Source organism: Kocuria gwangalliensis, from assembly GCF_039544365.1.
GTDB classification, from domain to species: Bacteria; Actinomycetota; Actinomycetes; order Actinomycetales; family Micrococcaceae; genus Kocuria; species Kocuria gwangalliensis.
The window spans coordinates 1-12,322 of record NZ_BAABLN010000030.1 but is presented as its reverse complement, the minus strand read 5'-3'; the positions used below and the strand labels follow the sequence as shown (position 1 = coordinate 12,322).

The following is a 12,322-nucleotide window of genomic DNA, read 5'->3' as shown; positions in this document are numbered from 1 at the left end:
CCTACGAAACCGCCGCCTCCGCTACGCTCACGGAAGCGGCATAACCGAAACGACACCGTGTCCACGATTCGGGGTCAAGGCCCTAATAACTGGCAGTTTAGTTTTCACTCGTTGAGATGGATCGACGTTCTGCGTCGTGTATACACAGCCACGCAAGACACCAAGTACCTCAATGCTTACGTATCCGTTGTCAAGTCGTGGCACAGCCATCACATAGAGTCACCAACCGGGAAGTTGTCTCGTTTTGCTTGGTATGACATGGGTGCCGGTCTTCGAGTTCTCATGTTGGCTGGGGTCATGTCTACCGTGGGCGATGAGCAGTGGTTGCGAAACTGTATCAACGAGCACGGAGTTCGTATGTCGCCGGAAAGCTTTGGTCATCAGGTGGGGAATCATATCATCCACATACACAATGGACTGATGACCGCGGGGCATATTATGCAGAATAATTCCTGGAAAGAGATGGCAACTTATCGCCTCAAGAAACTGCTTACTGAGAATGTTAATTTAGAAGGGGTGGCTGATGACGGCGCGATCCAGTACCAAATTAACAACTACAATTGGTACAAAGAAGCACTGGATCACGCCAAGGCCGCCGGCATCGAACACGGCACCGATTTTGAACGTGTCGCATTAATGCCTGATTTTTTGGTTCATTGTTTTCAGACGAATCGATCACTTATTCAGTTTGGCGACTCAGACCGCACGGCGCTTCCAAGGTTTATTACGCCTCAAATTGACTATATCAATTCGGGGGGTAATTCAGGAGATAAACCCAAACAGTTATACAAGTGCTATCCCCAAGCGGGTTACGCTTTTGGTCGCACAAATTGGTCTGTTGCTGACATGTCCAAGACAATGCACTACTCGCTTCGCTTCGGGCCTGCTCAGAGCGCGCACACGCATGCTCACCAAGACGGCGGTAGTGTGACTGTCAATTTTTCGGGTATCGAGCTTCATCCTGAAGGTGGGCGTTTTCGTTACGATAATCAACCAATGAGTGTCTATTTTAAGTCACAGAGCACCCATAATACTATTGTCATCGAAGGGGAGCACTTCGATCCGGATTCTGCTACCGAGCTACTGGATAGTCGCGCGACCGAAGCCTCGGAAGTTACAATTGTGCGACGCGCAGAGAAACTCGGCAGTGAGTGGCATCGTGCGGTTTTCCATGATCGAAACCAGCGTATGTTGACCGTGTCAGATTACGTCAAGCCGTTTGAACTGACAAATGTCGTGCAGCTCTGGCAACTTCCTCAGGGTGCGGTGGTTCGAGTTCTTGAAAATCAAGCCATAATTTTACTTCGAGGTAGGCATTTGGCGACGTTGACCACGGGTTCCACAAGCCCCATTTATTATGAAGTGATTGAGGGACGCCGATCGAAGGAGCACATCGAGGGTTGGCGGAGCGTCAAATACGGTGAGTGCTTCGCGGCCCCTGTTCTAAAGATCGGGTCACAATTTTCGGAGGGTTTGATCAGTACAGTTGTTGCGCCTGATTTCGATGACTTAGAGAATCCGTTCGCGAGCGTGGTTGCGGATCCATCCGAAATGCGAATGATGGTGACGACGGGTCGGGATGAGGATGTATCATCGGTCCTATACTGGATTTCTGGAGAATCCCTGCAATGTTCCATGCCCAAAGGAGGTGAATCACGGTGACCTCTGTATATGCTCATATGTCTTACGTGAATCGGGACGATGGAAACCTGGGCGATAAGATGGGGTTTCATATCGCTGACTGGATGCTAGGCAGCGAATCTTATGTGCGCCTCGGTTTGAGGAATTTGGACCTGGTTAATCAGGATACTGTAGCCATCGTCGGTTCACTTATTGCGGCCGTGGTAGACAAGGAATGTAATGTTGTCGGCGGGGGTCTTATCAATCCCAACTCCCGAAAGTACAACCCTAATTTGCGGATTACTGGTGTGCGCGGATTTCTGACAAAGTCAATAATTCAGCGAGACTCGCAAGCACATCGACCATTAGTGATTGGTGACCCTGGTCTGTTGCTATCGGAGTTGGAAACAATGCCGTATTGTCGCGATAAGAGGGACTTAGGTTTTATTATTCATGATGTCGACAGGGATGCATTTTACAAGAAGTACCCAGATCTTGCGGACAGGGTTATCGATAATTATGCGCCGCTGGGGGATTTTGTTGAGCAGTTGAGCGGGTATCGTGCGGTAGCTTCTACTAGTTTACACGGCTGCATCTTTTGTCATTCTTATGGTATTCCGGTGGCGCCGTTTGTTCTGACGGGCAAAGTGTACGGTGGGGATTTTAAGTTCGAGGATTATTACTCGTCGTATGGCCTTAACGTGATTAGATGTCCGTTGGAGGGGTCAGTCGACCGCGTCTTATCTCTGGTGGGTTCCGCACCGCAGCCCGATCCAGCCAGATTGGTTGATTTGAAATATATGCAACGTGATCTTATAGGTAAAGCGCTTCACGGTGTTTATTAGTTCTTCGGTTCGTGCCGACTGATTAGCTCCAGAGTGTCGGATTTAGACATGGGATTGTGACCAGCATTTGCGTCCTTATATTTTTGGCACCGCATATTTTTTGCAATTTGTGGAAATTGTTTCTTGAATCGCTGGAATTCTGGGTAATCGATTTCCCGGTCGTGCTCGGAAGCCAAGTTGACCCAGTAGTCAACCCGCGGGGCCATGGACAATGTCGAGAGGAGGTTGAGTACATTCGTGCGTTGCGGGTACTTTTTTCGGAGATCAGCTGGCAGGCGGTTTCCAAGTCTTTTCCTTCGTAGACTGTTGACCGCAGGTGCGAACCATCGAGTCCAGTCGAACTGAGCATTGTTAACGAGAGCGCGAGCATGGGGATCATGGAACAGCAGAGAGAGAGCTATGAATCCGCCGGCGGAGGATCCGAAGTATGCTCGCTGATTTGGGTGGGCGCTTCCGAGCAGGCAAGCTAGAGCTTGAACTGCTCGGGACGTATCTGGAATCACCGTGTATTTGAGGGAGTATTGTCCCCATGCCAAGGAGAGGGCCTGGTCTCCCACAGTGGCGGGATCGCATACATAGATCTGGTTCTGGTTAATCTCTTGCCACCAGGTGGATCGTTGGAACACCGGCCTACCGTCTGAGATGTCCTGGTCCACTGCGCCATTGCACATAACCACCGTGTTCTGGGCGCTGGCTCGTCGGACGACCAAAAGGGGTATCACGCAGTTCGTGGTGACTACATCGACGCGCTGGGGGCTGTCTACGGCGAACGAATCGGTTGTGAGGTCGCCCACGTGGTCCACATGTACGGTGTGGACTCCTTCTTCGCCGTATTCGAAAAGGCTGCCGGGCATATCGGTCGCTACCTGCAGCGACTGACGCGGAATCCGTTCCGTAAATATGGTGTCGGTGATCCGAGCTCGCGAGGCGGTTTCCCACGAGGCGGCGCCTGGGTGCGCCCGCAGGGCCAAGATCTGAATGCTTACCCGTGTTCCTGCCGTCACGCCACTCACCGTGACGTGAACGGGACGACGTCTGGCGGCCCCGTCCCAGCGAGCCACGGGGCGGCGGTCCACGCAGATTTGATAGAGCCAATGTCCTTCCGCCTTTGCATGGCAATACGGCGAAGTCAGTGTGAAAGTTACGTCACCACTGTTGGGCGCCGTTCGCAGGGAGCGTTCTACCCGTGCCCCGGGAACAAAATCCTCCCGGGGGATGTGGATGTTTTCGTTCCCCGGGTTCACTGAGTGAGTCTTTCCCGCCACCGTGGTCACTGTGAATTCTGGTTCGAGCGGAAGGGGCGACTCCGCAACGTGTAGTGCAGTAGCCGTGAGTCGTTCGTCTCTAGTCTGCTCGTAAAGGTTGCGGTAATCGTTCTTGCCGGGGAAGTTCAAGACCGGATACCCGGAGTTGATCAGCTCGGAGAACAAATATCCCTCCGAGCGTTCTTGAATGCTGAACGCCAGGCTGATCTCGACCATGGCGCGAACATTCATGGGTACGCACGTCTCGAATGCTACGTCTGTCTCATTGAGGATCTCTGCGAGCCAGCGTCCGGAGCGGGTTTCCCAGTAGAAGAGATCCCAGCGGTGAAAGCCATGAAGTGGAATGTCGAATTCCCACCTGCGGACCCCTCTGTGGAAGTCCGCCGCACGGGATTCTTCGGATTCCAGCCCTTTGTCACGTTTAGTGCGCTTACGATACAGCTGCTGCAGACTCTCGAGGTCGTCATTCCACTCGTTGGTGCCCCAATAGGCGCGTCCAATCTCGTAGGCGTTGCCCCGGAGATGAACCACGTCATCCTGTGGGTAGGCGTTGGCGTAGTGCGGGACCAGCCACCGGCCATGACTCTGCCATGTGTTCTTCTCAAGACTTGCGTTGATCTCTGCTGTCCTGGGTAAATTCTTGGTACCCACGTGGAAGTACCGGTGCTGCAGCGGCGCAAGGGCCTTGATCTCCTCGACCAGGTGCTTGTCCCGAGTCATGGACTTGGACCACTTGTCCCCGGTGTTGGTCTTCGCCGTGTAGGTGAACAGCTCGATGTCATCCACGTGGTCCATGGACAGCGCCAGACCGGTACGGCTGTCCGCGCCACCGGTAAGGGACATCACCAGCTTGGAACCCGTGGCCACTAGGTGGCGCATTTCCCGGTTCCACATGTCTCGGAAAGCCTCGACCTTGCGCGCGGTGCTCCACCCTTCGTAGTGGTTAGTTTCTCGCGGGTAGAAGCGGCGCACCGACCAGTCTGCAACATCTAAATAGTGATTGGGCAGCAAGGATGAGATCCCCACGAATGGTGTGCGGTCCCACCCGGCCATGGCGCCCTGCCGGCCCTGCTCGTCATTGCGTATGGGGTGCGGGTGGGCGTCCGCGATTAACCTCAGGTGAGAGGCCACTAAGGACCCACCCTCGGAGAAGTACACCGAGCGCATGCCGGTAGCGTCATTGAAGACCCGGAAACCATGGTTGTCACCGAGCAGGATCACATGCCGCCCGCCCAGTGAGTCGAGCGCGTCCAAGAACTCTCGTTCCCCGAGGGCAGCCATGCGCGCGAGGTGTTCGGCGGGTGAGACCTCAATCTCCTCAAGGCCCGCGTGCAGGCATAGCCCGTGCACCAACACCCACCGGTTTGCTCCTTCCACAGGGATGACCTCGGGCACCCGAAAGTGATCGTGTGAGAAAGCCCACCCAGAGGCGCCCAAGCGCACACGAGACCACTGTGCCGGAACGGCAGCGGCGTCGTCTTCGGGATGGATCACGAACCCCCGGGGGTAGGGGTGCAGAGCAACCACGAGGTTCCTTTCAATCGCGGTGGGGGACAAGGGGGCGCTGGAGGACAGCGTCAGGCGTACGGCTTTGCGAGCAGTGCGACCGCACGCTCCCGGCTCAGGAGAGCGGTGCCGGCGGTCTCGTCATCGTAACGCTCGCACGTCAGTCGCGCGGTGAGGTCGGGACGATTGACCAGCAATTCCTCGATGCGCGGAAGCGTCACGTCCCGGTGCTGCGGCTCCGCCATGTTGACCAGGTAGCGCAGTCGCGGAGGCTCGGGCAATGAAGCCCAGTGGCCCAGCACATCGAGCCGCCCGGGTTCGACCAGACGCAACTTTTCGAGCGAGATATTGCGCAACCGGCCCGAACGCACGACACCCAAAGCATTCGACGAGCACGAAGCCCAGTCAAACGGCGCGTTATCCACGAGTGTCCGCGACCCGGCATCCCTGCACGCCAGCGCCAGCGCCAAGAATCCACCGGCCGAAGAACCGACATACTCGCGTCGGTCGCCATCGGCAACCCCCAGCACCGCGCTAATGGCGGATACGGCCCGAGACGCGTCCGGAACGAACCAGTACTCGGGAGAGTACTGCCCCCACGCGATCGGGAGAGCGGCCGTACCCACCGTGGCTGGATCGCACACGAAGATCTGGTGATGCGGCAGCTCCGGCCAGCACGAAGACCACTCGAACACGGGCTTGCGGCCCGAGCGCTCCAGATCCACCGCACCGTTGACCCAGATCGTGGTCCGCTTCGCGGTCGCCCTGCGTACCACCAAGAGGGGAATCACGCAGTGAGAGGTGATCACGTCCACGCGGCGCGGAATATCGGAGGCGAACTCGTCCACGCTAAGTTCGGCCAAATTTTCGATCGGAATCCTCAGGAGCTCAGGGGTGGACTCGAGCTCACTGCCAGGCACGTCCGTGCTCACAATCAGGGGACCGGGCAATTCATGGGCCGTGAGAACTGGACTGGTCACCCAGGCGCGGGTGGCCTTCTCCCACGAAGGTATGCCCACGCGATCACGCAATGCCACGGCGCAGACCTCCACCGTGGTTCGCGCGTTCACGTTTTCGACGGTCACGTGCACCGGACGACGCCGCAGCGCCCCGTCCCAGCGCGCCCGTACCACTCCGTCCACACTGACCGAGTAGAACCAAGAGTCCCTGGCCTCGTACTTCGCGTAGTCGGACTCCAGCGTGAAAGTCAGCGTTCCACGAGCCCCGGGGGCTTCAAAGGCCTTGGCGCTAACCGTTCCGAGAGTGAAGTAGTCGGAGGGCACATACAGCTCGGTCTCGCCCGTGGTGATGCGGGCGATTGAGACGCCGTCACGGGATATGGTCATCCCCGGACGCAGGTAGAGGGGCCGTTCGCTCGGGAAACGATGGGGGCCGGATGAATGCTCCATGCTCGCGCCGGGCCCGCCCGTGCAGTGCGTGTTGGGTGCCACCGGTGGCGCGGCGGTCGGGACGGTCCCGTGCGAATCGCCGGAAGAGTGCGGCGGCGTAGGCGGCGTGCGGAGCAGGTGCCTGGTCTGCTCGTAGAGGTTTTCGGCTTGATTCTTGCCAGGGAAATTCAGCAGCGGGTAGGCGGCATTGACGACTTCCGATTGGAAGACCTTGTCACGCTTCTCGTCCAGGGTGAAGGACAGGGCGATCTCCAGCATGGTGCGGACGTTGGTGGGGTCGAACGTGGGGAACGCGAGATCCGTCTCGTTGTAGATCTCGCTCGCCCAGCGCCCCAAACGCATTTCCCAGTACAACAACTCGTTGCGGTGGTAGCCGAAAAGATCGCCGTCGTACCCCCAACGCCGCACTCCGTCCACGAAGTGGGCCTCGCGTGATTCAGGGGTCTCATGGCCGCGATCGCCCCGGGTGAGCATTCTATGCAAGGTGCGCAGACCGGCGATGTCGTTGTTGTCCTCGGCCGCATTCCACGGGGCCTTGTACACACCGTATGTGTTGCCGCGGACATGGATTGCGTTCTCGTTCGAGAAATGTTGCAGGTAGAACGGCAATAACCACGTGCCGTGATTGCCCAGGGTGTTGCGGGTCAATAGGTCTCGGGGGATCTCCTCACTCTTTCGATCAGAAGCATGAATCTCGAAGAAGCGGTGATCCAAAGGAATGCATTGCTTGAGTTCTTCCACGATCCGGCGATCCATCCGCGTGCTGTCCGCCCATGCGGACTTCATGGTCTCCGAGGCCGCGTATGTGAACGTGCGGATCTTCTCTGAATGCGGGGATACGAGCGCCAAATTGGTGCGGCTATCGTGGCCACCTGTCACTGACAGCACAGGTTCGAATCCGCACTGCTCGAACTGTCGCCATTCCCGCTGGGCGAGCACTACATAGGCAGCCACCCGATCCTTGACACTCCACCGACGGTACGGATTCTCCGCCCGGGGAAAGAAGCGGGCCACGGCGAATCCGGGCACGGCCAATTCGTGATTGGGTAGCAGGCCCGAGATTCCGAGCCATGGTGTCCTGTCCCAAGACTTCAGACAACCATTGGCCCCCTGGTCGGGGGTTCGAGGGGTGTGCTCTTGGATCTCTGCCACTAGGTGCGCGTGCGAGGAGATCAGCTCCGCGTCCGCCGAATAGTAGACCGAGCGCATGCCTGTGGCGTCCTGGTACAGAGCAAATCCAACTCGATCCCCGGCGAGGACAACGTGACGACCGCCCAGCATGCTTAGAAGCTCAAGGAAGGGCTCCCGGCCCGCGGTCCATGCCTCGATGAGGCGTTGCCCGGGGGACAGGTCTCGTACATCGTCACCCGCGTACAGGCACAGTCCGTGGACGAGGACCCANGGCACAGTCCGTGGACGAGGACCCAGCGATCGCTTTGGGACGACGTCACGAACTCCGGGGCCTCAAGGGGATCATGACCGAATACCCAGCCTGAGACCCGGAGCGCAGTTTCGACCCATGTTGATGGCAAGACACCCCGGTCCCGGCCGCGATGGACTATGAAGCCCCGAGGGAACGGGTCATTCCTGCCCATGTTGTTCCTTTCGGTGTCCGCATGGTCGGTTACGTGTACATTCGTTGGAGATCCTGCCGGTTCTTCGGACGATGTACGCACGAGTGTTCACGACTTGGCAGAGGGGTCTTCGAACGCGTGGGCCACAAGATGCAGTTCCTCAATCGTGACGGGTGACGACGCCGGAGGGTAGAAGGTCACCGCGTCGACCGCTAAATCCATGGGAATGTAGACCCTGAGTTTCGAGGGCGTCCCGGGGCGCCACGGCATGCGTGTCGAGTATCCGGTCTTGGTCACCGTCAAACCGTAGATGTAGCGGTCGGCTCGCGGACCTCGGGTACGGAACTCCACGGGCACCATGGCGGGATCCCCTTGCTCGGACTTCACCGTGGCCGTCAGTTCCAACGTCCCCTTCACCAGCATCGGCAGCGAGAACGTCAGCGGCGAGGTCGTGAGCATCTGACCCGCAAACAGCGGGACGGCCAGGGGATGCCCTTGGGAATGCACGACGGCGGACACGTCTGATCTTGATTCCAATAACCGCGCACCCTTGACGTCCGGGAATACCTCTCCCGACCTCCTGCGGTGGACAAGTTCGTCGAAGAATTCGAGAAGATATTGGGGCGGGCTCGCAGTGTGTCCCGTCCCCCAATGGCGCAGGAGTGTCCGGACGTTGAGATGGCGGTGACTCGCCTCGATAAGGGGAATCAGATGATCCTCCACATGGTGCCCGTCGTCGATGTTGACCAGACAGTAAGCGAAGTTCATGGACTTCGCACCATATGTTTGAACCAGATCGTGTCGAAGGGCGCTCGTGTCGATCGCCTGGGGGTTGTTCGGATCCGTCCAGCAGGTCTCGTAGTACTTGTTCTTAGCCCAGTCGAGGTAGTGATCAATGTTCGTCTGCGGGTTTCCGGCCACGGCAATGCTTCCGGGAAACCGTGCGGAGAAATTCAATGCTGCATGGCCACCCCCTGAGACGCCGAAGAAAATCAGGTGCCGAGGACGGTTTATGCTCACAAACTTGCGGATAATGGGTTCGAGCTGCTCCTGGTAGTCAAAGTCACGACTTCCGCTGTACCACGCAAGTGTCAGGATTTCATGAGCATAAATTGTTGCATCGTGCAAAAACAGGAAGTTCGCTCGGTTGGCGTTCTTCCAGGAGTTGAACATTGATGTCCCGTTAAATCCCGGCCTGACACCGCCCGCAGGCGCCCCCGCCCCGTTAAAGCACACCACGGTGACGTCGGAATTCTGATTCCAGAACAGCGCATCCGTGAAGACGTCATCATGGTGCTTGATACCGTGCAGTCCACTCACGATGTCGGAAGATTTTAAGAATGAGTCAGGAGAATCGTGCTCTTGGTAGTGATCCTGGTATTTGGACACATCTCTCATATGCATCAGTCCTCAATGTTTTCATAATGTTGACCACCGGCGGCCAGGCCGGCGATGGCCTTGGACATGGTGATCGTGATCTTGTCGGAGTTGCCGAAATAGAAATTGCCCGGGGTGGGTGTGACCTCACCCAGAATCGGGCCATGGGAACCGTAGTACAGGTCCACACGGGTGAAGGGGAGACGTGAGACTCGGTACACGCGCCAGGCCAGCGCCACGAGCTCATCCCAGCCCTCTGGTTTCGACACTTCGCGAACCGATCGGTAATAACTATTAGTCCACGTAGGGTTGGGAATCAGTGTGCGACACTGCGCATCGGTCCAGTAGCAGAAGATTCCCTGAGGGGATTGCTCCACGATCATGGCCAAGACTAGTTCGTCACCCGCGAAGAGGAACTTGTAGTCCTTCGGGTTCAACTTTCCCTTGGGCGTTAGTACAGGGGCCTCGAGTAGGATTTGGGTGTCTTTGCAGTTGTTGAGCTTCTGGAGAGCATTGGAAAGCAAACTGCGGGCGTCTTCAAGTCGCACGGTTTTGCCGGACCTCATGTCCCTTAGGTGATCTCCGTCCCTGACCAGGATTTTTACACCTATCGACGAGCTACCCCGGGCAGGTTTGACCACGGTGGGTCGCGCGAAGTGTTCCAGTGTAAGGTTCTCAGGACCGTCAAGCACTGCCATGAGCTCAGCCACGGGAAGATCATGCAGCCGCGCTTGCTCCTTCGTCTCCAACTTGTCGTACAACCAGAACGGCCAGTTCTCGGGCTGCAGCCCAGCAAAGGTAACTGCCACCAGACCGCGGTACGTGGTAAGCGCTTCGACCACTTCCGGAGAATCAGGCGAGAGCCCGTCCTTGGCCTGTAGGCCCGCAACGGCCTTAGCGTTGCGCCTTAAATCATCAGCCACGTGAATTAACCGTTCGAGCTCCCCAAGCGGAGCTACTTCATGGACGAACGGTGGGTGTGCGGTCATATAGTCGAAATGCGTGTCTGGAGCCAGCCTGCTGCGCGAAAAGATTTTCAGCCAGCCGTCGTTCTTGGGACCGTTTATCCCCGCGTCCCGCGCGGAGAAGGCCAGCACAACAGTGGGGACGTTCGATGACTTCTGGATCATCGCGAGGGCAGACTCTAGGGTGGCGAAAGGTGTGGGCTTTTCAGGAAACAGGAGCAGGCAAGAGAACCGTGGGGATGCAGAGGCGAGGGCCACGGTGTAAGCGATGGCATCGGCGCTCTCCGCGACCACGGTGATACGGCCGCGAACTCCGTCTCTGTCGGCCAATTGCAAGATGGTCGAAACGACTTCATTAATCCACGCGGGGTCGTTGAACACCGCGTCCTTGCTCGGTTGAACCTGAATTACCGACCACGGCAGTGAGGTGGCCCCGACCCAGGGGTGTCTTCCCTCGCGCCACGTGGGGCTGCGGACCACCACTACGTGTCCATCCGCACCCTCCTGTGTGGTGAGAACGACCGTGTCGAACGATTGATCACTCGCATCACCGTCAGTGAGCTCCGGCGGGACCACCGGTGCATCATGGCCGGACATCGGAGAGTTCCTTCGCAGCGGAGGCCAACCCGTATACGTCACCCACCGGGAGCAAGCTCAGGGGAGTATCGAAGTTTGGGATCTCCGGCACGCCACCCACGCGATAGGCCACAGTAGGCAGCCCGCACGCTAGGGCCTCGGCGATTCCGTAGCCGAAGGACTCCGCCAGCGAGGTACTGACAAACAACCCTCCGCGGTCTCGCGTCCAGGTGTAGAGCTGTGCTAACTGGATTTGACTCAAATTTAAGTGCAAGCAAATTCGATCCGCCATCCCGTAGGCGCGCGCCTCTTGCAGAGCACGCGAAACTCGGTTGGGCTCGGTCTCATACGAGACCACGATCACGGCTATGTAGTGCTCCGGCAGGATCGACATGAGTCGCAAGAAATCGTTGAAGTTTTTACCTTTGTCAAACCTTCCCACCCACAGTAGGGGGACGAGGCCGTCGTCGAGTTGACGATCCGCAGGTACGACCGAGAGGTTGAATGTATCGCGATCCACCAGGTTCGGAACGGTCACGCATTTTGACGCCTGCGTCCTGGTGAGACGCCGTGCCACCAAATGGGTGAGCCAGTCACTGGGGGTCTGGATCGCCTCGAGGGAATCGATGTCCAGCCTCTCCAGCTCAGATTCCACGACTCCCACGGTGGACGTATGAAATTCGTAAACCACTCGGTCCGGCAATGAAGCTGCCAGCTGCGTGGCCGCTTCCGGAAGCGACGTGATGCGAATTTGGTCGTATTCAAAATTCTGCGCGATGTGTTCCAGAGCCGGCCTAAAGCGGCCCTTAGGGAAGATGCGGAAGTCCGTGTTGGGTAGGCAGGAAAATACCGCCTGGCCCCCCCGATCATTCATAAACACGAAGTCGTGCTTGTCCTGCGGACGGGCCAGCGCGCGGGTCCGGTACACGGTGGTCATGCCGCCCTTGCTGCAGTTCGGATAGATCGAGAGGATCTTGCTCATCAAAGAATCCCTTTCAGACCGGTAATTTCAACCATGGTGACCGCGCGCGATTCCCAACCGGCGGTTTTGATGTAGTCGTTAATCAACGCCAGCTCGTCTGTCGTGAATTCATCATTGATGGCCTTAGCCTTGATCCACCGATGAGCATGCTTGGTACTGGTACGTAATTAAGAACGAAATGCCCGTCTGACCGGGAAGAATGG

6 protein-coding genes are annotated in these 12,322 nt (G+C 57.5%); 2 read left to right on the top strand and 4 right to left on the bottom strand.

Features of this window, described 5'->3' with window-relative positions:
• Positions 1–57 precede the first annotated feature (57 nt).
• Both ABEA06_RS09585 and ABEA06_RS09580 read left to right on the top strand, forming a co-directional pair.
• The gene (locus tag ABEA06_RS09585; RefSeq protein WP_345311344.1) at positions 58–1,662 is read left to right on the top strand and encodes a heparinase II/III family protein; all 1,605 of its coding nucleotides are present in this window, start codon (positions 58–60) and stop codon (positions 1,660–1,662) included.
• Between the two features lie 26 nt (positions 1,663–1,688).
• Complete coding sequence (locus ABEA06_RS09580) at positions 1,689–2,465, top strand: polysaccharide pyruvyl transferase family protein (protein WP_345311343.1); 777 nt, start codon at positions 1,689–1,691, stop codon at positions 2,463–2,465.
• On the opposite strand, the gene ABEA06_RS09575 is transcribed toward ABEA06_RS09580, so the two are convergent.
• The 4 genes from ABEA06_RS09575 to ABEA06_RS09560 all read right to left on the bottom strand — a co-directional run bounded on the left by ABEA06_RS09575 (position 2,462) and on the right by ABEA06_RS09560 (position 12,119).
• Entirely contained in the window at positions 2,462–5,125 is a 2,664-nt protein-coding gene (locus ABEA06_RS09575; RefSeq protein ID WP_345311342.1) for a hypothetical protein, read from the bottom strand. The two genes, ABEA06_RS09580 and ABEA06_RS09575, sit on opposite strands and share 4 nt — an antisense overlap.
• Before the next feature lie 3,202 nt (positions 5,126–8,327).
• Complete coding sequence (locus ABEA06_RS09570) at positions 8,328–9,608, bottom strand: hypothetical protein (protein WP_345311341.1); 1,281 nt, start codon at positions 9,606–9,608, stop codon at positions 8,328–8,330.
• Positions 9,609–9,622: 14 nt separating this feature from the next.
• Positions 9,623–11,158 (bottom strand): ATP-grasp fold amidoligase family protein, encoded by a 1,536-nt coding sequence (locus ABEA06_RS09565; protein ID WP_345311340.1) that lies wholly within the window; start codon positions 11,156–11,158, stop codon positions 9,623–9,625.
• Positions 11,145–12,119, bottom strand: coding sequence for a glycosyltransferase family 4 protein (locus tag ABEA06_RS09560; RefSeq protein ID WP_345311339.1), 975 nt, complete (start codon positions 12,117–12,119; stop codon positions 11,145–11,147). The genes ABEA06_RS09565 and ABEA06_RS09560 overlap by 14 nt, the downstream gene beginning before the upstream one ends.
• Positions 12,120–12,322 lie beyond the last annotated feature (203 nt).

What these genes read in the sequence shown, in the direction of transcription:
- ABEA06_RS09560 (WP_345311339.1), bottom strand. Translation starts at nt 12,119, where the DNA reads ATGAGCAAGATCCTCTCGATCTATCCGAACTGCAGCAAGGGCGGCATG.
- ABEA06_RS09565 (WP_345311340.1), bottom strand. Translation starts at nt 11,158, where the DNA reads ATGTCCGGCCATGATGCACCGGTGGTCCCGCCGGAGCTCACTGACGGT.